Below are 21,586 nucleotides of genomic sequence, written 5' to 3'. Positions count from 1 at the left end.
ACGACGCCCGCCGGGTCCATCAGCAGATGGCTGAAGTCCGTGGGGTCGCCCGGCCGGCCCGAAGGCTCCGGCACGCGCAAAGACAAGGCTTGGCTATTTGGCTTCTTCATTCCGTCCTGCCGTCCGGTTGATCCGACCGCGTTTCCTGCGGCGCAATTAGCACGAGGCGCCAGACAAGGCTCGCTCGATTTCGACCTTGCCTTAGCGGGTTTAGCGGTATTTTATTGCGCGAGAACACACTCAGGAGAAACGCCTTGGCTGACGATCTGGATCCCGTCGACGCCCGAATTCTGGACATCCTGCAGCAGGACGCCGGACTGTCGGTGGCCGAGGTGGCGGACCGGGTCGGCCTGTCGGCCTCGCCGTGCTGGCGCCGGATCAAGAGACTGGAGGATACGGGCTTCATCCGCAAGCGGGTGACCCTGCTCGACGCGACCAAGCTGGGCCTGGATTTCGAGGTCTACGCCATCGTCAAGCTCAGCCTGCCCTCGACCGAAAACCTCGACGTCTTCGAGGCCGCCGTGGCCGCCTGGCCCGAGGTGGTGCAGTGCGCCACCATCACCGGGCGCGAGGACTATGTGCTGCGGATCATCACCTCGGACATGCACGCCTTCGACCAGTTCCTGCGCCACAAGCTGCTGAGCCTCGGCATCGTCTCGGACTGCGAGAGCCACATCGTCACCCGAGGGGTGAAGAATGTGACCGCCCTGCCCCTTGGCATCATCACCCCGCACGTCGGATAGTCCGGTTCGGCGCCCGGGCGGAGGCCTGGGCCGGAGGACAAGACATGATCGAGATGGTGATCGACGCCCGCCGCAAGGACCTCGGCGGATTCGAGGTCGGGCGGGTGCTGCCCTTCCATGCGCGGCGGATGGTCGGACCCTTCATCTTCCTCGACCAGATGGGCCCGGCCGAGTTCGCGCCGGGGGCGGAGGCGATCAATGTCCGTCCGCATCCGCACATCGGCCTGTCGACCCTCAGCTATCTGTTCGAGGGCGAGATCATGCACCGGGACAACACCGGCGCGACCCAGGCCATCCGCCCCGGGGAGGTCAACTGGATGACAGCCGGCAAGGGCATCGTCCACTCCGAGCGCACCGACCCGCTGAAGCGGTCCACGGGCGGCCCGATGCACGGCATGCAGGCCTGGATCGCCCTGCCCGAAGAGGCCGAGGAGACCGACCCGCGCTTCCATCATCATGGCGAGGCCGACCAGCCGGCCTATGAAAACGGCGGCCTGTTCGCGCGGCTGGTGGCGGGCGAGGCCTATGGCGCCAGGGCCGCCGTGCCGGTGTCGTCGCCGCTGTTCTACGTTCACTGGGAGCTGGCCGAGGGGGTGCGCACCGCGCCGCCCCCGGGACGGGGGGCGGGCGGCTATTCCGAACGCGCCCTGTATGTGGCGAAGGGCGAGATCGAGGTCGGCGACCGGGCCTTCCACGAGGGCCAGATGATCGTGCTGGAGCCGACGGCCGAGCCGACCATCAAGGCGCTGAAGCCCTCGACCGTGATGGTTCTGGGCGGCGAGCCGGTCGGGCCGCGCATCATCTGGTGGAATTTCGTCCATTCGAAACAGGAGCGGATCGACCAGGCCAAGGCCGACTGGAAGGCGGGGCGGATGGCCCTGCCGAGCGAGGATTCGGTCGAGTTCATCCCCCTGCCGGACGTGCCGTCGACGCCGGAGCCGGCGCCCGTCAAGCCGGAACCGACGCACCCGGTCTGAAGGCCTACTGCGGCGGCAGACCCGAACGCGACGCCACCCAGTCGACGACCGTCCTCAGGGCCTCGGGAGCGATGGTTTCCTCGATCGTTCCGTATTCGGAAGGCGCGCCGGTTCGGGCGGTCTGCATGAGATGGTTCAGGTCCGGCAGGACGACGATCTCGGCCGCCGGCAGAATCCGGGCCAGGGCCGGCGCGTTCTGGTCGGCGGGCACCTGAAGGTCCTTGCCGCCGTAGACCGCCAGCAGGGGCATGCGCACCGCGGCGAGGGCCGGGGCCGGATCGTGGGCGACGAACCAGCGGTACCAGGCCGAGACGATGGGGCGCACCGCCTCCTTCGCCTGGGCCTCCGTCATGCCCTCCGCCGTCAGAAGCGCCACCGTCTCCCGTTCCACGGCCGCGCCGTCGTCCTTGTTGCGGGCCACGGCGTCCATCAGGGCGCGTTGGCGGGCATTGCCGCTCTCGACCTGGGCCGGGGACGCGCCGGCCGCCGTGGCCAGCCGCCGCTGCTGTTCCACCAGGATGTCGCCGCCGGTCACCGAGGTTCCGGCCAGCATGACGATCCAGGCCGGCTCGCCGCCGTTCTGCGCCACCAGGGGGGCGATCAGGCCGCCCTCGCTGTGGCCGATCAGGCCGATCCGGTCGCCGTCGATCCCGGGGCGGGTCCTGAGGTAGCTCATGGCCGCCGCCGCGTCGGTGGCGAAGTCGGCGGTGGTTTCCGCGGGCGTGCCGCCGCCCGAGCCGCCGACGCCCCGGTCGTCATAGCGCAGGACGGCGACGCCGCGCCGGGTCAGGGCGTCGGCCCAGACCAGGAAGGGCTTGTGATTGAAGATGGTTTCGTCGCGGTCCTGGGCGCCCGAACCGGTGATCAGGATCGCCGCGGGGAAGGGCCCGTCGCCCGGCGGCAGCGTCAGGGTTCCCGCGAGGGTGATCCCGGCCCCGGCGTTGGGGAAGGTGACGTCCTCGCTGCGATAGGGGAAAGGCGCGACCGGCGTCTGCGGCCGCGAGGGCCCGGCGATCGAGACGGCGTCGGCGGTGCGGGTCAGGACCACGGGTATGGCCGCCGCGCCCTGGGTCAGGGCCCCGGTGATGGTTCGTCCGTCGCCGGACAGGGCGCCCTCGAAGGCGGCGTGCACGGCCGGGACCGAGAAGCGGACCACGCCGCCCTCGAGGGTCGGACCGACCGCGGGAATGCCGCTGGCGCCCTGATCCGGGCTGTCGACGACGGCGGCGCCCGCGGCGTCGACGCGCAAAACGATGCGCAGGCTCTGTCCGCCGACGGAGAGCAGGCCGTCCCATTGTCCGGCCAGTTGGGGCGCGGCTGTCGCCTGCAACGCCGCCACGGCGATCATCGATGCCAGGATCATGGTCAGGGCCCTCCGCCTTCAGAATAGGCCGGGCGAGAGGACGGGCCAAGCAGGTGGGTCTTGAATCGCAACCTGCGAACCCGATCTAGCGGGCATGACCGCATTCTCCGTTCTCGACCTGTCGCCCATCGTCGAGGGCGGCGACGCCCGCCGCGCCCTGCTGGAGACCACGGCCTTCGCCCAGGCCGCCGACCGGCTGGGGTTCAAACGATTCTGGGTCGCCGAGCATCACAACATGCCGGGCATCGCCAGCGCCGCGACCGCCGTGGTGATCGGCCAGATCGCCGGGGCGACGGAGCGTATCCGCGTCGGCTCCGGCGGGGTCATGCTGCCCAACCACGCGCCGCTGGTGATCGCCGAGCAGTTCGGGACGCTGGAGGCGTTGTATCCGGGCCGGATCGATCTGGGCCTCGGCCGGGCGCCCGGCACCGACGGCGAGACGGCCCGGGCCCTGCGCCGCTATTTCGAGGCCGCCGACCAGTTCCCGCGCGACGTGATGGAGCTTCAGCGTTTCCTCGACGATCCGGTCGAGGGGCAGCGGGTCACGGCCTGGCCCGGGGCGGGGGCGAAGGTGCCGATCTGGCTGCTGGGCTCCAGTCTGTTCAGCGCCGAACTGGCCGCGCATCTGGGCCTGCCCTTCGCCTTCGCCAGCCATTTCGCGCCCGAGTTGCTGATGCAGGCGCTGCAGACCTATCGCGCCGGTTTCCGGCCGTCCCAGGCGTTGGCCGGACCCTATGCGATGGCGGCGATCAATGTCTTCGCGGCGGAGACGGACGGGGCGGCGCAGCGGCTGTCGACCTCCATGCAGCAGGCCTTCGCCGCGGTGGTGACCGGCAAGCCGGGCAAGGTGAAGCCGCCGGTGGACGACATCACGGCCGTGCTGGATGCGCGCCAGCTGGCGGCGGTGCAGAGCCGTCTGACCTATGCCGCCATCGGCGGGCGCGAGACGGTGCGCGCCAAGCTGGCGGCCTTCGCGGAGCAGACGGGGGTCGACGAGGTCATGGTCACGGGCATGGTGTTCGACATCGACGACCGCATCCGCAGCCTCGAGATCACGGCGGAAGCGGTGGCGGGACTGTAATTTCCATCGCGGGGATGAGCGGAATCAGGAGATCGGAACAAGCCCCGCCAGAAACGCGACCAACAGCCGGTTCACCTCGTCGGCCCGCTCCTGCTGGATCCAGTGGCCGGCGCCCGGGACCACGACCTGCAGGCGCAGGTCCGGGATCCACGCCTTCAACCCCGCCTCATGCTGCCCCGCATAGTGGCGCACAGGATCGCGCTCGCCGACCACGAAGGCGGCGGGCACGGTGATGCGGGCGTCCTGCAGATGCGCTGTCAGCGACCAGTTGCGGTCGAGGTTGCGATACCAGTCGAGCGGTCCCTTAAACCCCCCGCCTGAGAAGGCGTCGACGTATTCGGCGAAATGCTCCGGACTCATCCACGGCGGCAGGGTCGCGTCGTCGGGGACGGTCGAGATGAAGCTCTGTCCCTCGGGGATGAAGCCGGTCGACCGCCGGCCGTCGGGGGTCGCGCCGTCGTAGGCGAAGAACATCTTGCGCAGGGCTGTCGCCGGATCGGCGTCGAACACCGCATGGGCGTCGTCAGCCTGGAAGCGGCTGATGTACAGGTCGCCGAGGCCGAGGCGTTTGGAGATCGCCGCCATGGCCGCGGTCGGCGGACCCTTCGACCGACGCGGCTGGAATGGCACAGACAGGCCGAAGACGGCGCGGAACAGGTCGGGCCGGGTCAGGGCGCAGTGCCAGGCGACCGGCGCGCCCCAGTCGTGGCCGACGACGACGCATGGCGTCTCGCCCAGGGCCCGGACCAGATCGACCATGTCGCCGACGAGATGGAGGATGGAATAGTCCGTGGCGTCGGCCGGCTTGTCCGTCCCGCCGTAGCCGCGCATGTCCGGGGCGACGGCGTGGAAGCCGGCGGCGGCGAGGGCCTGGACCTGGGCCCGCCAGCTGATCCCGAGTTCGGGAAAGCCGTGGATCAGCAGGACGAGCGGGCCTGAGCCGGCTTCGAGGATCTGCTGCTTCAGGCCGTCGGTCTGGATCAGGCGTTGACGCATGGCTCAACCCTCGCTCGCCCGGCGAATGCCGGAAGGTTCTTCGCAAAGAACACGAAGGAATCACGAAGGCCACCAAGGGGGATCGATCGCCGCTCCCTTAGTGTTCCTTGCGATTCCTTTGCGGCCTTGGTGATGAACCAGCCTTCCTTGAATTCGCCTTCGGCGCGCTTCGTGGATTGGCGCCTAAAGCGTCACGCCCGTGGTGCGCATGATCTCGGCGCGGAGCCCGGGCATGCCGTCGCCCTTTTCGGCCGAGGTGACGATCACCGCCGGATAGGCGGCGCCGCGTTTGGACACGGCCTTCAGCGTTGCGGCCTGGACCTTCTCGGCCTCGCCCTTCTTGAGCTTGTCGGCCTTGGTCAGGATGATCTGATAGCTGACGGCGGCGAGGTCCAGCGCGTCCAGCGCCTCGTCATCGACCTTCTTGAGGCCGTGGCGGGCGTCGATCAGCAGATAGACCCGCTTCAACGTCACCCGCCCGCGCAGATAGTCGCGGCCCAGGTCCTGGAATTTCTTCACCGTCGACTTCGACGCCTTGGCCCAGCCGTAGCCGGGCAGGTCGACGAGCCGCATCTTGCCGTCGAGGTCGAAGAAATTGACCTCGCGCGTGCGGCCCGGCTCGTTCGAGGCGCGGGCCAGTTTGTGCATACCGACGAGGCCGTTGATCAGGCTGGACTTGCCGACGTTCGACCGGCCCGCGAAGGCGACCTCCGGCAGGTCCGGATCAGGCAGCTGCTCGATCTTGGCGCACCCCATGACGAAGGTGGCGGGACGCGCGAACAGGATGCGGCCCTGCTCCAGTTCTTCCTCGGTGAAATCGTCCAACTCAGGCCTTCTTGAATCTGAGCAGGAAGGTGTCGATCGGGTTCTCGGCCTTCAGGCGGTGCATGATCACATACTGCTGGAWGATGGTCAGGATGTTGGACCASGCCCAGTAGATCAGCAGGCCGGCCGGGAAGGTGGCCATGATGAAGGTGAAGACGATCGGCATGAACTGGAAGATGCGGCGCTGCATCGGGTCCGGCGCCGGCGGGCTCATCGCCATCTGCAGCCACATGGTCAGGCCGTAGAAGATGGCCAGGATGCTGAGCGCGAAGGTCCCGCCCAGATAGGCGCCGATCAGCGGGGCCGACGACGGGTCCCACGGGATCAGGCCGAACAGGTTCCAGATGGTCGAGGGGTCGGCCGCCGACAGGTCGCGGATCCAGCCAAAGAACGGCGCGTGCCGCATCTCGATGGTCACGAACAGCATCTTGTAGACGGCGTAGAAGACCGGGATCTGCAGCAGCAGGGGCAGACAGCCCGCCAGCGGATTNCGAACAGCATCTTGTAGACGGCGTAGAAGACCGGGATCTGCAGCAGCAGGGGCAGACAGCCCGCCAGCGGATTGATCTTYTCCTTCTGATACAGCGCCATCAGCTCCTTCTGCTGGGCGGCCGGATCGTCGGGGTGYTTCTTCTTCAGCTCCTCCATCTTSGGCTGGAGGGTCCGCATCTTGGACATGCTCTCGTAGGACTTGTTGGCCAGCGGGAACATGATCAGGCGCACGGTCAGGGTCAGACCGAGGATGGCCAGGCCGAAGTTTCCGAACCAGCCGTAGAACAGCTCGACCAGCAGGAAGATCGGCCGCGTGAGGAAGAACAGGAAGCCCCAGTCGATCGCATAGATGAAGCGCGGAAGGTTCAGCTGCTTCTCGTAGGCGGAGAGGATTTCGTTGCGCTTGGCGCCGGCGAACAGGCGCTGGGTCTCGGTGATCTGGCGGCCCGGGGCGATGGTGTGCGTTTCGCCCAGCATGGTGGCCGAGTGGATGTCGGCGTGCGCCGCGTCGGTGACGCGGAAGGCGGCCTGGATGCGCTCGTCCTGCTGCGGGATCAGGGCGGCCAGCCAGTATTTGTCGGTGATGCCCATCCAGCCGCCGGTCGAAGTGTGCTCCTGCACCGGCTTCTTGGCCCAGGCCTTGTACTTCAGCTGCTGGGTGGCGTAGTCGCCCGGCGTGCCGAAGGTGCCGATGCCGCCCTCGTGCAGGACCTGCTGGCGGCCCAGTTCGTCGGGCACGCCCTGCCGTTCGATCCGGCCCCAGGGCGCGATGGCGATCGGCTGGGCGCTGAAGTTGGCGACGGTGTCGGTGATGGTGAACAGATACTGGTCGTCAACGGCGATGCGGCGGGTGAAGCGCAGACCGGCGCCGTTGTCCCAGGTCAGGGTGACCGGCGTGGCCGTCGTCAGGGTCGCGCCCTCGGTCAGGCGCCACGGCGTCTGCGGACCGGGCACGCCGCCGGGCACATTGGGGCCGTTCCAGCCGAACTGGGCCTGATAGGCGTGACGCATGCCCTCGGGACGGAACAGTTCGACGGCGGGCGAGCCCTCTTCGATCGTCTCCTGGTATTTGGTCAGGAACAGGTCGTCGATCCGCGCGCCGCGCAGGGACAGCGAGCCTGTGACCGTGCCGGTCTGGATCGGCACGCGCGCCCCGCCACGCCCCAGGGCGACCGTGCGGTCCTCGGTGAAGACGACGACGCCCGGCGACGGTGCGGCGGTCGCGGCGGCCGTGGTCTGCTCGGCGGCGGCCTGCTGCGCGGCCTTCCGGCGCTCGGCCTGGGGCGCCATCACGAAGACGTTGTAGGCGAGCAGCATGATGACCGCGATCACGACGAAGATGATCGTGTTTCGGCTGTTGTCTTGAGGAGGCATGGAGATCAGGAATCCTGGCCGGCGGTTGCGGGCGTCGTGGGCGCCGTCTTTGGCGCCGGCCGCGGGGTCGCGAGCCTTGTAAGCGCCGATTTCACATCGTCAAGCAAACGGTCCCAGGGACGGTCGGCCGTGCCCGCGCGGGCGATGAAGACATAGTCGCTGCCGGGGACCGCCAACAGGGGCGCCATGGCGCGGGCGGCTTCCCTCAGGCGGCGTTTGGCGCGGTTGCGGATGACGGCGTTGCCGACCTTGCGCGTGGCGGTGAAACCCAGCCGCACGACGGGCCGTTCGTCGCCGCGGTCCAGCCGCTGCACGACCACGGCGCCGCGGGCCTCTGAAACGCCCTTCGCGGCCGCCAGGAACTGGGGCCGCGAAGTCATGCGTTCGATTTTGAAGAGTTCGGCCATGCGCCCGAGCACAGGCGCCGGACGACTTAGGCCGTCAGGCGCTTGCGGCCCTTGGCGCGACGACGCGCAACGATCTTCTGTCCGTTCTTGGTGGCCATCCGCGAACGGAAGCCGTGACGGCGCTTGCGCACGAGTCGCGACGGCTGATAGGTCCGCTNGGAGAGAGAATGAACCGGTTCAAACGCTTTGCGCCTCTGATCGTACTGGCCGGCGTCATCGCCCTGATCTTCGCCATGGGCTGGAACCGCTATCTGTCCCTCGACACCATACGCGACCACGGGGCCGGGTTTCACGCCTTCAAGGACGCCAACTACATCCTGAGCCTGCTGATCCTGATGGCCGTGTTCGCCGTCCTGACGGCCAGCGTGGTGCCCGGCGTCTTCTTCGTCACCATCACGGCCGGTTATCTGTTCGGCCCCTGGGTCGGCGGCGTCTCCACCTCCATCGCCGCCACCGTCGGCGCCCTGATCGTCTATGCCGTGGCCCGGTCGGCGCTGGGCGAGGCGCTGAGGAAGAAGGCCGAACGCGACAGGGGCCTGATGCAGAAAGTCTGCGACGCCATCGACCGGGACACCTTCTGGTACGTCCTGGCCTCGCGCCTGGCCGTGGTGGTGCCGTTTCACATGATCAATGTCGCCGCTGGGATCATGGCCGTGCGGCTGACCCCCTATACCGTCGCCACGGTCGTCGGCCTGCTGCCGGCCCACATCATCTACTGCTGGATCGGATCGCGGCTGAACGAGCTGTTGATGACCAACCCGGACCCGGACTTCCAGGCCCTGTTCGGCCAGTTCTGGGCCCCGATGGCGGGCGTCTTCGTGCTGGCGGTGGTCCTTCCGTTCGGTCTCAAGGGACTGCAGAGGGCCCTGGGCCGGAAGGCGGCGACATGAACGGCGCAGCTTTTGGCCCGAGCTTTGCGTTAAGCGGCGCATGAACCGCTTCCGGCCCCTGCTGAGCGACCTGCGGCGGACCCTGCGCGTGCCCGCCGACTGGCGCGAGCGGCTGAAGTTTCACGCGCCGGACGCCCTGGCCTGGCGGCTGCTGCTGCTGACCTTCGTCTTCACCGTGGTCGTGGAGATCCTGATCATCGCCCCCAGCGCCGCGAGCTTCCATGAGCGCTGGCTGCTGGACCGGCTGCAGTCGGCCGAACTGGCCTCGGTCGGGGTCGAGGCCCTGCCCTATTCGGCGGTCGAGGACGAGACGGCGGAACAGCTGCTGGCCATCGGCGGGGTGCAGGCCGTGGTCGTCGGCGACCAGGGCGTGCGGCGGCTGTTGCTGCAGGCGCCCAATCTGCCGCGCACGCCCGACCTGATCGATCTGCGCCAGAGCCGGCCCGTGGCCCGCACCCTGGACCCGTGGCGCACCCTGTTCGGCCATCCGGACCGGTCCATTCGTGTTCAGGCCCGGCCGCGATACCGCTCGGGCGACTTCATCGAGATCCTGGCCCCGGCCCAGCCGCTGAAGCAGGAACTGCGGGCCTTCCTGCTGAACAGCCTGCTGATGTCGCTGCTGATCTCGCTGGTGGCGGGCGGGCTGCTGTACGGCGGCCTGGCCTTCCTGGTGCTGCAGCCGCTGCGGCGGGTGACCCGCTCCATCGAGCATTTCGCTCTCGATCCGGAGGCGGAAGGCGATCCGCCCAGCGACCGGCACGACGAGATCGGGCGGGTCGAGCGCGAACTGGCGCGGATGCAGGAGGAGGTGCGCGTCTCCCTGCGCTCCCGCGCGCGGCTGGTGGCGCTGGGCGAGGCTGTGGCCAAGATCAATCACGACCTGCGCAACATGCTGACCTCGGCCCAGCTCGCCTCCGAGAGACTGGCCGATTCTCCCGATCCCGAAGTCGCGAAGGTCCTGCCCCGGCTGGAGCGCGCCCTGGGACGCGCCGCCGCCCTGTCGCGCAATGTGCTGGAGTACGGCAAGAGCGAGGAGCCCGCGCCCCAGCGGGTCCGCATCCCCCTCGGCGCCGCCATCGCCGCCGCCGCGGAAGACGCGGGCCTGACGCCGGAGGGCGTGCGCCTGACCCGGGCCATTCCCGCCCGCTTCGCCGTCCAGGCGGATCCCGATCAGCTGCACCGCATCCTCGTCAACCTGATGCGCAACGCGCGGCAGGCGATCGAGGGCGACGCCACCCGGCGCACCGGCCGCAAGGGCGCGGTCCGGGTCACCGTCTCGGGCGACGACGGCGACTGCATCATCCGCATCGCCGACGACGGACCGGGGATTCCGCCGCGCCTGTCCGGAAGCCTGTTCGAGCCCTTCGTCAGCGGCCGCGCCTCGGACGGGGCCGGCCTGGGTCTGGCCATTTCGCGCGAACTGGCGGCCAGTCACGGCGGAGCGCTGACGCTGGTCGAGACCGGACCGGCGGGCACCACCTTTGAATTGCGCCTTCCGCACTGACGCCCGGGCCGGCTCCAAATCGCTTGAACGGCGTTATGGCTGGCGGACCGCCGCGAAACCGCCCAGCTTCACGGCGACGCTTTTTCGCCTGAAGGAGGCTTTCATGATCCGCTTCACCCTCGCCGCCGGCGCCGCGCTCGTGCTGGCCGCCACGCCTGTGCTGGCCCAGACCACTCCGCCGCAGGCGACCGTCTCGGGCAAGCCCGGGCCCGTGAACACGGCGCCCGGCTCGGAGGAATGGCTGCGCCAGCGCGGCGAGAGCTACAGATCGGCGCCGGACGCCGAGCAGAACCCGGCCGAGGTCGCCGAGACTATCCGGCTGAACGCGGAGATCGCGGCCCGGAACGCCGCCGCCGAACGGGCCGAGGCCGAGGCCGCCGCGACGTTCGAGCGCCAGAGCGCCCGGTGGCGCGAAGAGACCGCCCGGCTGGAAACACAGCGCGCCCAGTATGAAGCGGACCTCGCGGCTTCCAACTCTGCCCGCGCGGCCTATGAGCGGGCCCGCGCCGCCTGGGAAGCCGAGGTCGCCGCCTGCGAGCGCGAGCGCCGCGTCTGCGTGACGACCCCGCCCGCAAAATACTGACGTCGGCCGGTAACCTTTCGGCCCGCTTCGTCGTAGCTTCGACGCAGGCGTCGATCTGCGCCGGAGCGACCATGACCGACACCGCCGCGGACCCGCCTGTGGACGACGCTGAAAGCCGCCGCGCCGGGCGCTCCGGCCGGCGCGCTGACCGTTCTCTGCGGGGCGGCCGGACGGATACCTATCGCCATCCGCCGCCGGTGCGGATCGGCCACTGGCTGAACGCTGTCGCCGTCGTGGTGCTGATCATGAGCGGGCTGAACATCCTGCTGGCCCATCCCCACCTCTACTGGGGCGTTCGCTCGACCTTCGCCGATCCGTGGGTCAGCATCCCCCCGCTGCCGAACTGGCTGCTGATCCCGCAGGGCCGCAACCTTGCGGAGGCGCGGAATTATCACTTCCTGTTCGCCTGGATCTTCGTGGCCAACGGGCTGGTCTATCTGGCGTACAGCGTCCTGACAGGGCGGCTCGGCCGCCGCATCTGGCCGACCGCGACGGAGCTGAAGGGGTTGGGCGCATCGATGGCGGAACACGCCCGCTTTCACTTTCCGACCGACGATCACGCCCGCGCCTATAATGTGATCCAGAAGCTGGCCTATGCGGCGATGATCCTGATCATCCTGCCGATGATGCTGATCACGGGCCTGTCGATGTCGCCCGGCTTCAACGCCGTGGGCGGTGTGCTGCTGGAGATCATGGGCGGGCGGCAGTCGGCGCGGACGCTGCATTTCATCTCGGCCGGCCTGATCGTCGGCTTCATCGTCATCCACGTCGGCCTGGTGATCTGGACGGGCCCGTTAAACAACATGCGGTCGATGATCACCGGCTGGTTCGTGATCCAGCCGCCCGGCTCGACCGCCGGGCCGAAGCTCCGGCGCCGGGTCGATGAGGGAGACGGATCATGAACCGCCGCCGCTGGCTGACCGGCGCTGTCGCCACCGCCGCGACCGCCCTGCTGTCCGCCTGCGGGCAGGCGGGGACCAGTCTGGCGGAGCAGGCGCGGCGCATGGGCGAGGGACTGACGCGGCGGGCGCAACGCCTGCTGATCCCGCGCGACGCCCTGGCCCCGACCTACAGCCGGGCCGAGATTTCACCGGACTTCCGGACCAATGGCTCGATCGATCCGGCGGCCGCCGACTATGCGGCGCTCAAGGCCGGCGGCTTCGCCGACTACCGGCTGATCATCGACGGTCTGGTGGAGCGGCCGCTGTCGCTGAGCCTGGCCGAACTGCGCGCCCGTCCGGCGCAGAGCCAGATCACCAAGCACGACTGCGTCGAGGGCTGGACCTCGATCGGCGAATGGACCGGCGTGCGGCTGGAGACCCTGCTGGACGAGGCGGGCCTGAAGCCCGAGGCCCGCTACATCGTCTTCCACTGTTTCGACGCCCTGGATCAGCGCGAGGACGGCGAGCGGTACTATGAGAGCATCGACCTGATCGACGCCCGGCACCCCCAGACCATCTTGGCGTACGGCATGAACGGCGAGACCCTGCCGGTCCCGCACGGCGCCCCGCTGCGGCTGAGGGTCGAGCGGCAGATCGGCTACAAGCACGCCAAATACATCCGGCGCATCGAGGCGGTGGAGCGCTTCGACCACATCGGCGGCGGCAAGGGCGGCTATTGGGAAGACCGTGGCTACGAGTGGTTCGCCGGGATCTGAATTCCGCCGTTCAGGCCTCCGCGCCCTCGGCCCGCTTCTTCATCATGGCGTCGAAGCTGCCCCAGACGCCCTCGGCGCCGTGCCAGGCGCCGGTGGTGGCGGCCTTGGAGTATTCGGTGGCGCGGGCCTCGAAGAAGTTGGCGTGCTCGACGCCGGACAACATCGACTGCAGCCACGGCAGCGGGTTCTCCTTGACCCCGAACACTTCCGGCAGATGCAGCTGGCGCAGGCGCCAGTCGGCGATGAAGCGGATGTACTGCTTGATGTCCTCGGGGACCATGCCGTTGACCGGCCCCATCTCGAAGGCCAGGTCGATGAAGCGGTCCTCCATCTCGACCACCGTCCTGCAGCATTCGACGATGTCGGCGGCCACGGCCGGGGTGACCGCGCCGGTCTCCTTGTTGAAGGCGTGGTACAGCTTGATGATGCCCTCGCAGTGCAGGCTCTCGTCGCGCACCGACCAGCTGACGATCTGGCCCATGCCCTTCATCTTGTTCTGGCGCGGGAAATTCATCAGCATCGCGAAGGAAGCGAACAGCTGCAGTCCCTCGGAGAAACCGCCGAACATGGCCAGGGTGCGGGCGATGTCGCCGTTGGTCTCGACCCCGAACCTGCCCATGAAGTCATGCTTGTCGCGCATGGCCTCGTATTCCATGAAGGCGCCGAACTCGCTCTCGGGCATGCCGATGGTCTCGAGCAGCAGGGCGTAGGCGGCGATGTGGATGGTCTCCATGTTGGCGAAGCTCGCCAGCATCATCTTGACCTCGGTCGGTTTGAACACCCGGCCGTAGCGCTCCATGTAGTTGTCCTGGACCTCGATGTCGGCCTGGGTGAAGAAGCGGAAGATCTGGGTCAGCAGGTTGCGTTCCGACGGCGTCAGATTGGCCGCCCAGTCCTTGCAGTCCTCGCCCAGCGGCACCTCTTCAGGCATCCAGTGGACCTGCTGCTGTTTCTTCCACATGTCGAAGGCCCACGGGTAGCGGAACGGCTTGTAGGCCGCAGACGGGGTCAGCAGGCCGGCGGTCGGGGGGGTGATCGAGACGTGCGCGTTCATCGGGGTACTGGCTCTGTCGGCGAATCCGAGGGTGGGTTCACCATGCGGTCGGACAGGCCCGGCGCCAAGCCGAAATGCGGCTATATTGCGATCACTTTTTCCGCGACCGCTACATATGGTGTCCCGATGCCGGACAACTGGGGACGCGGCTGGGGACAAGCCCAAGCCTGGCCTATGGCGGGGGCGGGAACTCTCGGGCGCGCCGGGGGCCCCCCGCGTCTACCTTGGGTGATCGAAGGAGAGTCCCGATGACCTACACCGTCTATGGCGCGGCCGGTTCCGGCTCGGTCCCGGTCGAGGCCGCCCTGACCCTGATCGGCGCGCCCTATCGCGTGGTCGAGGCCGTGACCTGGGAGGGCGACGCGGAGCGCGACAAGGTCGCGGTCGTCAATCCGATGCGGCAGATCCCGGCGCTGATCACGCCGGCCGGCGAAACGATCACCGAAAGCGCGGCGATCCTGATCTGGCTGGCCGAACAGCATCCGGAGGCGGCGCTGGGGCCCGAGCCCTGCGATCCGCGGAGGGCGCAGTTCCTGCGCTGGATGTGTTTCGTCCCGGCCGCCGTCTACTCGATGTACTGGGTTCGCGACGATCCGGCCCGGCTGGCCGGCGCCGATCCGGCCGCCCAGGCGCTGATCAGGACCCGCACCGCCGAACGGATCGCGGACTGCTGGGCGAAGATGGAGAGCCAGATCGTCCCCGACCGGTTCCTGCTCGGCCCCGAGCCGACGGTGCTGGACCTCTATGTCGCCGTGGCCAGCCGCTGGACCCCGCACCGCAGGCGCTTTCACGAGGTCGCGCCGCGGATGGGCGCGGTCATGCGGCGCGTCGACGCCCTGCCGGAGCTCGAGGCCTTCTGGGCCGAACGCTTCCCGTTGACGGGAAGGTACGGGGGCTAGGCGGCCTCGGCGGCGGGAGTGACCCGGGCCTCCGGAAGCTCGCCGGCCAGGGCCCGGTTGACCACGGCCAGAAGGCCGGCCTGGTTTATGGGCTTGGCCATGTGGGCGTTCATGCCCGAGGCCAGGCACCGGACCACGTCCTCGGGCATGGCGTCGGCGGTCATGGCCACGATCGCGAGGCCGCTCTCGGGCCCCGGCAGGGCGCGGATGCGGCGCGTCGCCTCCAGCCCGTCCATGTGGGGCATGCGCACATCCATCAGCACCAGATCGAACGGCTGGCCGGCGACGGCGTCGATCGCCTGCTGGCCGTCGCAGACCTCGACCACGTCGCAGCCGAAGGCTTCCAGCATGATGCGGGCGACCTCGCGGTTGACCGGATGGTCGTCGACCACCAGCACGCGCGGCGTGCGGTCGCCAGCGTCCTCGCCCGCATCCTCGCCGCCGGCTTCAGGCTCGGGGCGGGCGGGCTCCGCCATGGCGTCTGGCGCACGCGGCAGGGGCAGGTTGATGATGAAGGTCGCTCCCTCGCCCGGCCGGCTGTCGACGTCGATGCTTCCGTTCAGACGGCGGACATGCCGGGCGACCAGCGCAAGACCCAGACCCATGCCGCAGTGGCTTCGGCGAATCGAGGCGTCGCCCTGGGCGAAGGCCTCGAACAGTTCCGGCAACAGCGCGGGCTCGATGCCCGCGCCTGTGTCCGAAACGCGGATGCAGACGCCGTCCGGCGACCGGTCCAGACGGACCGTGACCTCGCCCCGTTCGGTGAATTTGACCGCATTGGCGACCATGGGGTGCAGCGCCTGGCGCAGCGCTCGCCGGTCGCACATGAAGCGCGCGTTTTCGGGCAGACGGTCGTCGATGGTCAGAGCCAGTCCCCGGGCTTCGGCCGCGGTCCGGCTGGGAGCGACGGCCTCGCGCGCCACGGTGGCCAGGTCCAGGGCCTCCGGGGAGACGGTGTCGTCGCCGCGCGCGAAGTCCAGAATATCCTCGACCAGCATCAGCAGGCCGTCGCTGGATTCGCGGATCTGGCGGGCCTGGCGCAAGGCCGTGGCGTCAAGGCCGGGCCGGCTGGCCAGCACGTCGGCGAAACCGGCGACGCCGTTCAGCGGCGTGCGCATCTCGTGGCTCATCATGGCCAGGAAACGGGAACGGGCGGCGGCGGCGTCCTCGGCCTTGCGGCGGGCCTCCTGGGCGGCGACCGTCCGGGCGCGCAAGCGGGACTCGAGCCGACGGCGCTCGGTCATGACGGTCGAGACCGGCAGCACGGTGATCACCATGGCGAGGAGATAAAGGTTGTAGACGCCGAGCCGGCGCAGCATCGGGCTCACGCCCTCCAGCCCCGGAATGTCCAGCAGCCGGGTCAGGTGCACCGGGCCGTGGCCGGTCAGGGTCAGAACCCCGCTGACGGTCGCAAGGCCGATCAGGGCGATCGCCGCCGTCGTCGGCGACAGCCGCAGGGCGATCAGCAGCATGGGCGGGAAGCACAGGAAGGCCAGCGGGGCGTCGTCCTGCCAGAAGACGACGCCGGTGACGGCCAGCATCAGCGCCAGCAGGGCGGTCGCCTCGGGCCAGCGGGCCCGCGTCGTGCCGTGGAAACGATGCGCCCGCGCCATCAGCAGCAGCACCGGCGTCACCAGCAGGAGGCCGAGCAGTTCGACGATGACGAAGGAATAGATGCCGAAAACGCCGGCCACGGTGAGCGGCGTGTGGCGGATCAGCATGGTCAGGCCGAAACCCGCGAGAGCCGTCGCGGCCACCGCGGGCGCCGCGGCGAGCAGGCCGAAGGCGAACAGCCGGCGCGGCCGTCGCATGTCCAGCGCGGCGCCGCAGAACCGCCGGGCCAGCAGGGCCGCAAGGACGGCCTCGCCGACGTTCATCACCGCGTTGAGCCACATCAGCATGCCCGGGTCGCCCCGGACGGCGTTGCTGAGGAGGTTGATCAGGAAGCTGACGCACAGGACGCCAATCGCCGGCCGGCGATGCAACTGCAGCAGCGCCGCAGCCATGATGCCGTTGGAAAGCCAGATCAGGACCGTGCCGTAGGTGGCCACGTTCCAGTGGCCGATCAGCTGCGAGGCCGCGAACAGCAGCACATAGGCCCAGGCCGGCGGGCCCGCCGCGCGGCCCGCTTCATGCCTGAACAGACGCCAACGACCCTTCAACCCGAGCCTCCCCGGCCCACACTGCACAATCAGAGCGATAGGGCGAATACGTAAACAAATCCGTCACATCCGTGACCGCGATCATGGCCGCAGGAACCCTCGTCCGACCGCAACCGTTTTCAGGCCCGCGCCGTCACCGGCCGGGAATGGAGAGCCGGACAATGTCAGACACCGTCGCCGACCCCAGCTTCCATCCGCCCGCAGAGGCCGTCGCCTTCTACCAGGAATCGCTGCGGCTTCTGAAGGAGAGCGGCATCCCCTTCCTGCTGTCCGGCACCTATGCGGTCACCGCCTATACCGGCATCCGCCGCCCCACCAAGGATCTGGATATCTTCTGCAAGCCCGGGGACTATCCCCGCATCCTCGCCTTCTTCCAGGCGCGCGGCTATCGCACCGACGTCGAGGACGAGCGCTGGATCGCCAAGGTGTGGAAGGACGACCACTATTTCTTCGACGTGATCTTCGCCATGTCGAACGGCACGATCGCGGTGAACGACGCCTGGTTCGGACCGGACACGATCGAGGTCTATGGCCACACGGTTTCGATCACCCCGCCGACGGCCCTGATCCTGTCCAAGGTCTTCATCCAGGACCGGTACCGGTACGACGGGGCCGATGTGAATCACATCATCCTCAAACAGTCCGACGCCATCGACTGGAAGAGCCTGCTGGACCAGATGGACCTGTATTGGGAGGTGCTGATGTCGCACCTGCTGAACTTCCGGTTCGCCTATCCGACCGAACGGGACAACATCCCTGCCTGGCTGATGCACGAACTGACCGAGCGGCTTCGGGCCCAGGTCGATCTGCCGGCGCCGCGGGTCAAGGTGTGCCGCGGCCGGCTGTTCAGCGCCCGCGACTATATCTCGGACATCTCGGAATGGGGCTTCGGAGACATCGTCGGCAAGGGCCTGGAGGAACGTCATGACCCCATCCACTGATCCCGCGACGGCCGTGGGCGCCAGCGCCGAAGGCGACCCGCAAACGCCGCAGCCGGGGATGGAGGCGGGGCCGACGAGGAAGCTGCGCGTGGCGGCCGTGGGCGACCTGCACGTCGGCGAGACCCACGACCGACCGCATCGCGAGCTGTTCGACCGGGTGCACGAGGACGCCGACGTCCTGTGCCTGTGCGGGGACCTGACCAATTTCGGCAAGACCCGCGAGGTGGAGATCCTGCTCGAGGACCTGCGTGGCTGCCAGATTCCCATGGTCGGCGTGCTGGGCAATCACGAGCATGAGTGCGGCCAGCCCGATCATGTGACGAAGCTGCTGTGCGACGCCGGGGTCATGATGCTGACCGGCCAGGCCTATGAGATCGAGGGCGTCGGCTTCGCCGGCGGCAAGGGCTTCATCGGCGGCTTCGGGCGCTACATGCTCAGCCCGTTCGGCGAGGCCTCGATCAAGGCCTTCGTGCAGGAGGCGGTGGAGGACGCCAATCACATCGAGAATTCGATCCGCATGCTGCGCACCGAGCGCAGCGTGGTGTTGCTGCACTATTCACCCGTGGTCGACACCGTGATGGGCGAACCGCCCGAAATCCACGCCTTCCTCGGCTCGTCGCGGCTGGGCGAGACCATCGACCGCTACGACAACATCAGCCTGGTGGTGCATGGCCACGCCCACCGCGGCCAGCCCGAGGGCCGGACCACCAAGGGGGTGCCGGTCTACAATGTCGCCCTGCCCGTGCTGCGGACGCTGGGCGAGACGCCCTACCGGGTGTTCGAGGTCTGAAACGCCGTTCGCGGCTCGAACCGCCGCCAGACCGCCCACATCAGCAGGGCCGTTAGTATGCCCAGGCCGTCTGCGAGCAGATCGCCCCAGCTGGCGTCGCGGCCGACCATACCCTGTATCAGCTCGACCGCGCCGCCCAGCGCGAGCGCGGACAGCGCCGCCAGGGTGCGCGGCAGGCGGCGGAACAGCACGCCGATGCTCCACAGGATCAGGCCAAAGGCGATGAAGTGGAGCGCCTTGTCCCAGAGGTTGGCGGCGGCCTCGACGTTCTGGAAAGGGCCGACCATGGAACCGATGATAACGACCAGCAGGACGAGCGCCGTGAGACGCGTGGGGAACTTCATCTGGGCGACACTCGGCGACGGGAGGAAGGGCTTCTATCAGCGCGCGAGCAGAACCCACACCCCGGTCGCGGCGAAACCTAGCGCCGCGGCGAGGCGAATCCACGTCAGCGGCAGCTTGCGCGCGGCCGCCTCGCCCAGCAGCACCGCCGGCCCGTTGACCAGCATCATGCCCAGGGTCGAGCCCGCGACGACCGGCAGCAGATCCTGAAACCGGGCCGCCAGCATGGCGGTGGCGACCTGGGTCTTGTCGCCCATCTCGATCAGGAAGAAGGCCGCGGTGGTGGTCCAGAACACGCCGGCGAAGGTCTTCTCGGTCATGTCGGGCTTCTCGTCGAACCGGTCGGGGACGAGGGCCCAGGCGGCGAAGCCGAGGAAGGCCAGGCCCACGCCCCAGCGCAGCCACTCTCCGTCCATGAAGCGCGCCAGCAGGGAGCCCGCCAGGGCCGCGAAGGCGTGGTTGGCGACCGTGGCCGCCAGGATGCCGAGGATGATCGGCAGCGGACGCCGCCAGGTCGCCGCCAGCATGATGGCCAGCAGCATGGTCTTGTCCCCGATCTCCGCGATGGAGACGAGGCCGGTNCCGAGGATGATCGGCAGCGGACGCCGCCAGGTCGCCGCCAGCATGATGGCCAGCAGCATGGTCTTGTCCCCGATCTCCGCGATGGAGACGAGGCCGGTYGATATCAGGAAGGCTTCCAASWCAWCKTCRTKCGCGGGGGTTCGGCGGACAGACCAKTGGCATCCGCAGCCGGCCCCCGCGTGGAAGCACCCTGCGAAGCCAGCGGTCTTGCCAGGGCCCTGACGGGCCAGAACGCGCCATCCTCTCCGGGCGAGAGGAAGTGTGTTGACGCGAACCCCGCTGATCGGCGCGGGCGGCTACTCCCCGATGACGGCGGGCGGTGTATCCGTCACGGGCTCCGGGGGCAAGACCTCGTCGTGCAGACCCTTGTCGCGAACGGCCTGCCGGCGCCCGATGGCGTAGGCGACCAGCCAGAGCGCCATGGCCCAGGCGGCGCCGGCGCACCAGCCGGCGAAAACGTCCGAAGCCCAGTGAGCGCCCAGATAGACCCGGGTCAGTCCGATCAGCAGGGCGATCAGGATGGAGGCGCCCAGGACGAAGGCCTTCAGGTGCGCGCGCGGAAAGGCCCGGGTCAGCATCACCCCGAGGGTCAGATAAAAGACGGTCGCCAGCAGGGCGTGGCCCGAGGGGAAGCTGGCGTTCAGCGTGTCGACGGCCTGAAAGTCCGACGGGGGGCGCTGACGGCCGAACAGCTCCTTGAGGCCTTCGCTCAGGGCGACGCCGCCGGCGAGACCCAGCACCAGCAGCAGGGCCGACAGTCGCTTTTTCTGAATCAGCAGGAAGGCGATGGCGATGACGGCGAACAGGGCCAGTACGGATATGCCGCCCAGGGAGGTCAGGTCGGCGGCCGCCTCCTTGAGCCACCACGGCCCGCGGGGGTCTCCGGCGGCCGGCTGCATCCAGGTCAGCACAGCCTGATCGAAGGCCTGGCCGTCGGTCTCGGTCATGTCGTCGGCGACCTCGACGAAGGTCATGATGCCGAGGGCGACGACGAACAGGGCGGAGACCGCCGCGATTTCGGTCCGTGCGATGCGCAGCATTCGGCGCAAAAAGGTGAGGGTATGCTGCGATGTCATCGGCTGCTAACGGTCCCGCTTGTGGGACCGTTCCACTCACGCGTTCGTGATCGAATACGGCAAGGCTYGTCACGCCCTCGTCGCGGCCTGTCCACAGGCTCATCCCCCGCCATGATGCCGATTCGGGCAGAAAGTGATCGTCAACCCCGTTGACGGTTGGTTAGCCATCTGCGCCCCATATGTGGGCTTGGGGAGCGCTTCAGCCACTAGGTCTTGTGGAAAGTGATCGTCAACCCCGTTGACGGTTGGTTAGCCATCTGCGCCCCATATGTGGGCTTGGGGAGCGCTTCAGCCACTAGGTCTTGTGGTTYGGAGCGCGGGGACACCCATTCGWTTTTGTTCAGGGCGGCGAATACCATGGCTGGCGGCGAAGCGTTGAAGACGGTTGATTTCGTGKCCCCKRCGGASGGTGATGCGACSGCGCGTCCCCATCTGTCCGTGGTGAAATCCCTGCAGCTCGACCGGTCCCGCGACGACCTGCTGACCGACTTCGGCAAGAAGACGCTGGAGGACCGCTATCTGCTGCCCGGCGAGAGCTATCAGGACATGTTTGCGCGCGTCGCCACCGCCTATGCCGACGACCACGACCACGCCCAGCGCGTCTATGACTATATGTCCAAGCTGTGGTTCATGCCCTCGACGCCGGTGCTGTCGAACGGCGGCGCCGACCGCGGCCTGCCGATCAGCTGCTTCCTCAACGCCGTGGCCGACAGCCTGGACGGCATCCAGTCGGTTTGGAACGAGAATGTCGCCCTGGCCTCGAACGGCGGCGGCATCGGCACCTACTGGGGCGGGGTCCGGTCGATCGGCGAGAAGGTCAAGGGCGCGGGCCAGACCTCGGGCATCAT

General features: G+C 68.6%; 22 protein-coding genes, 4 pseudogenes and 1 riboswitch. Of the genes and pseudogenes, 12 read left to right on the top strand and 14 right to left on the bottom strand.

What is annotated here, in order from left to right:
- Nucleotides 1-110: hypothetical protein (locus ASD25_RS29670; protein WP_156389409.1), on the bottom strand; the 110-nt coding region annotated here is incomplete at its 3' end.
- Nucleotides 111-254: 144 nt separating this feature from the next.
- Between ASD25_RS29670 and ASD25_RS21130 the strand changes: the two genes are divergently transcribed.
- Nucleotides 255-743: an Lrp/AsnC family transcriptional regulator gene (locus tag ASD25_RS21130; protein ID WP_055827380.1), complete on the top strand. Its 489-nt coding sequence runs from the start codon at nucleotides 255-257 to the stop codon at nucleotides 741-743.
- Nucleotides 744-787: 44 nt separating this feature from the next.
- On the top strand, nucleotides 788-1,720 hold the full coding sequence (locus ASD25_RS21125) for a pirin family protein (RefSeq protein ID WP_055827377.1): 933 nt from the start codon (nucleotides 788-790) through the stop codon (nucleotides 1,718-1,720).
- Between the two features lie 4 nt (nucleotides 1,721-1,724).
- Here the strand turns inward: ASD25_RS21125 and ASD25_RS21120 are convergent, their stop codons facing one another.
- Nucleotides 1,725-3,083, bottom strand: coding sequence for a S9 family peptidase (locus tag ASD25_RS21120; RefSeq protein WP_055827374.1), 1,359 nt, complete (start codon nucleotides 3,081-3,083; stop codon nucleotides 1,725-1,727).
- Between the two features lie 94 nt (nucleotides 3,084-3,177).
- On the opposite strand from ASD25_RS21120, the gene ASD25_RS21115 reads away from it, so the two are divergent.
- Complete coding sequence (locus ASD25_RS21115) at nucleotides 3,178-4,164, top strand: LLM class flavin-dependent oxidoreductase (RefSeq protein WP_055827371.1); 987 nt, start codon at nucleotides 3,178-3,180, stop codon at nucleotides 4,162-4,164.
- Between the two features lie 24 nt (nucleotides 4,165-4,188).
- Here the strand turns inward: ASD25_RS21115 and ASD25_RS21110 are convergent, their stop codons facing one another.
- The 6 genes and pseudogenes from ASD25_RS21110 to rpmH all read right to left on the bottom strand — a co-directional run.
- Nucleotides 4,189-5,160, bottom strand: coding sequence for an alpha/beta fold hydrolase (locus ASD25_RS21110; RefSeq protein WP_055827369.1), 972 nt, complete (start codon nucleotides 5,158-5,160; stop codon nucleotides 4,189-4,191).
- A gap of 183 nt (nucleotides 5,161-5,343) precedes the next feature.
- Nucleotides 5,344-5,985, bottom strand: coding sequence for a ribosome biogenesis GTP-binding protein YihA/YsxC (yihA, locus tag ASD25_RS21105; RefSeq protein WP_055827367.1), 642 nt, complete (start codon nucleotides 5,983-5,985; stop codon nucleotides 5,344-5,346).
- A 1-nt stretch (nucleotide 5,986) separates the two neighbouring features.
- Nucleotides 5,987-6,430, bottom strand: a pseudogene (yidC, locus tag ASD25_RS32265) (membrane protein insertase YidC); the annotation flags it as partial.
- Between the two features lie 46 nt (nucleotides 6,431-6,476).
- Nucleotides 6,477-7,851, bottom strand: a pseudogene (gene yidC / locus ASD25_RS21100) (membrane protein insertase YidC); the annotation flags it as partial.
- 5 nt (nucleotides 7,852-7,856) lie between these two features.
- Nucleotides 7,857-8,258, bottom strand: a complete 402-nt coding sequence (gene rnpA, locus ASD25_RS21095; RefSeq protein WP_055827361.1) for a ribonuclease P protein component — start codon at nucleotides 8,256-8,258, stop codon at nucleotides 7,857-7,859.
- 26 nt (nucleotides 8,259-8,284) lie between these two features.
- Nucleotides 8,285-8,415, bottom strand: a pseudogene (gene rpmH, locus ASD25_RS21090) (50S ribosomal protein L34); the annotation flags it as partial.
- Nucleotide 8,416: 1 nt separating this feature from the next.
- Between rpmH and ASD25_RS21085 the strand changes: the two are divergent.
- From ASD25_RS21085 to ASD25_RS21065, 5 genes are all read left to right on the top strand, one after another.
- Nucleotides 8,417-9,148, top strand: a 732-nt coding sequence (locus ASD25_RS21085; protein ID WP_235562823.1) for a TVP38/TMEM64 family protein, incomplete at its 5' end; no start/stop codon positions are given.
- 40 nt (nucleotides 9,149-9,188) lie between these two features.
- Nucleotides 9,189-10,652, top strand: a complete 1,464-nt coding sequence (locus ASD25_RS21080) for a sensor histidine kinase (protein WP_055827355.1) — start codon at nucleotides 9,189-9,191, stop codon at nucleotides 10,650-10,652.
- A gap of 103 nt (nucleotides 10,653-10,755) precedes the next feature.
- Nucleotides 10,756-11,235 (top strand): hypothetical protein, encoded by a 480-nt coding sequence (locus ASD25_RS21075; protein WP_156376888.1) that lies wholly within the window; start codon nucleotides 10,756-10,758, stop codon nucleotides 11,233-11,235.
- A gap of 71 nt (nucleotides 11,236-11,306) precedes the next feature.
- Nucleotides 11,307-12,137 (top strand): cytochrome b/b6 domain-containing protein, encoded by an 831-nt coding sequence (locus ASD25_RS21070; protein ID WP_055827349.1) that lies wholly within the window; start codon nucleotides 11,307-11,309, stop codon nucleotides 12,135-12,137.
- A complete protein-coding gene (locus ASD25_RS21065; protein WP_055827346.1) occupies nucleotides 12,134-12,892 on the top strand; it encodes a molybdopterin-dependent oxidoreductase in 759 nt (252 codons plus the stop codon). Before ASD25_RS21070 ends, ASD25_RS21065 begins: the two co-directional genes overlap by 4 nt.
- Before the next feature lie 10 nt (nucleotides 12,893-12,902).
- Here the strand turns inward: ASD25_RS21065 and ASD25_RS21060 are convergent, their stop codons facing one another.
- The gene (locus ASD25_RS21060; protein WP_055827343.1) at nucleotides 12,903-13,946 is read right to left on the bottom strand and encodes a ribonucleotide-diphosphate reductase subunit beta; all 1,044 of its coding nucleotides are present in this window, start codon (nucleotides 13,944-13,946) and stop codon (nucleotides 12,903-12,905) included.
- Between the two features lie 248 nt (nucleotides 13,947-14,194).
- On the opposite strand from ASD25_RS21060, the gene ASD25_RS21055 reads away from it, so the two are divergent.
- A complete protein-coding gene (locus ASD25_RS21055) occupies nucleotides 14,195-14,845 on the top strand; it encodes a glutathione S-transferase family protein (RefSeq protein ID WP_055827341.1) in 651 nt (216 codons plus the stop codon).
- Here the strand turns inward: ASD25_RS21055 and ASD25_RS21050 are convergent.
- Nucleotides 14,842-17,007: a response regulator gene (locus ASD25_RS21050; RefSeq protein WP_055827339.1), complete on the bottom strand. Its 2,166-nt coding sequence runs from the start codon at nucleotides 17,005-17,007 to the stop codon at nucleotides 14,842-14,844. The two genes, ASD25_RS21055 and ASD25_RS21050, sit on opposite strands and share 4 nt — an antisense overlap.
- Before the next feature lie 161 nt (nucleotides 17,008-17,168).
- Here ASD25_RS21050 and ASD25_RS21045 point away from each other — a divergent pair, with 161 nt between their 5' ends.
- Together ASD25_RS21045 and ASD25_RS21040 are read left to right on the top strand one after the other, a co-directional pair.
- Nucleotides 17,169-17,948, top strand: a complete 780-nt coding sequence (locus tag ASD25_RS21045) for a nucleotidyltransferase family protein (protein WP_055827336.1) — start codon at nucleotides 17,169-17,171, stop codon at nucleotides 17,946-17,948.
- Complete coding sequence (locus ASD25_RS21040; protein WP_082560004.1) at nucleotides 17,932-18,738, top strand: metallophosphoesterase; 807 nt, start codon at nucleotides 17,932-17,934, stop codon at nucleotides 18,736-18,738. Before ASD25_RS21045 ends, ASD25_RS21040 begins: the two co-directional genes overlap by 17 nt.
- Here ASD25_RS21040 and ASD25_RS21035 read toward each other — a convergent pair.
- The 4 genes and pseudogenes from ASD25_RS21035 to ASD25_RS21025 all read right to left on the bottom strand — a co-directional run bounded on the left by ASD25_RS21035 (nucleotide 18,717) and on the right by ASD25_RS21025 (nucleotide 20,702).
- Complete coding sequence (locus tag ASD25_RS21035) at nucleotides 18,717-19,082, bottom strand: VanZ family protein (RefSeq protein WP_055827333.1); 366 nt, start codon at nucleotides 19,080-19,082, stop codon at nucleotides 18,717-18,719. The genes ASD25_RS21040 and ASD25_RS21035 overlap by 22 nt on opposite strands.
- Before the next feature lie 36 nt (nucleotides 19,083-19,118).
- Nucleotides 19,119-19,661, bottom strand: a pseudogene (locus ASD25_RS21030) (TMEM165/GDT1 family protein); the annotation flags it as partial.
- A 1-nt stretch (nucleotide 19,662) separates the two neighbouring features.
- The coding region (locus tag ASD25_RS33335; protein ID WP_369816646.1) for a TMEM165/GDT1 family protein at nucleotides 19,663-19,781 on the bottom strand (119 nt) is incomplete at its 3' end.
- 77 nt (nucleotides 19,782-19,858) lie between these two features.
- Nucleotides 19,859-19,979: riboswitch (yybP-ykoY riboswitch) on the bottom strand.
- Entirely contained in the window at nucleotides 19,959-20,702 is a 744-nt protein-coding gene (locus ASD25_RS21025; protein WP_235561690.1) for a phosphatase PAP2 family protein, read from the bottom strand. Its footprint overlaps the riboswitch before it by 21 nt.
- Before the next feature lie 393 nt (nucleotides 20,703-21,095).
- Here ASD25_RS21025 and ASD25_RS21020 point away from each other — a divergent pair.
- Nucleotides 21,096-21,586 (top strand): ribonucleotide reductase N-terminal alpha domain-containing protein (locus ASD25_RS21020; protein WP_304439666.1); only part of this gene is annotated, 491 nt, incomplete at its 3' end.

It is taken from the genome of Brevundimonas sp. Root1423 (genome assembly GCF_001426805.1).
The sequence above is the reverse complement of the archived record's forward strand: the minus strand, read 5'-3'. Positions and strand labels throughout refer to the sequence as shown.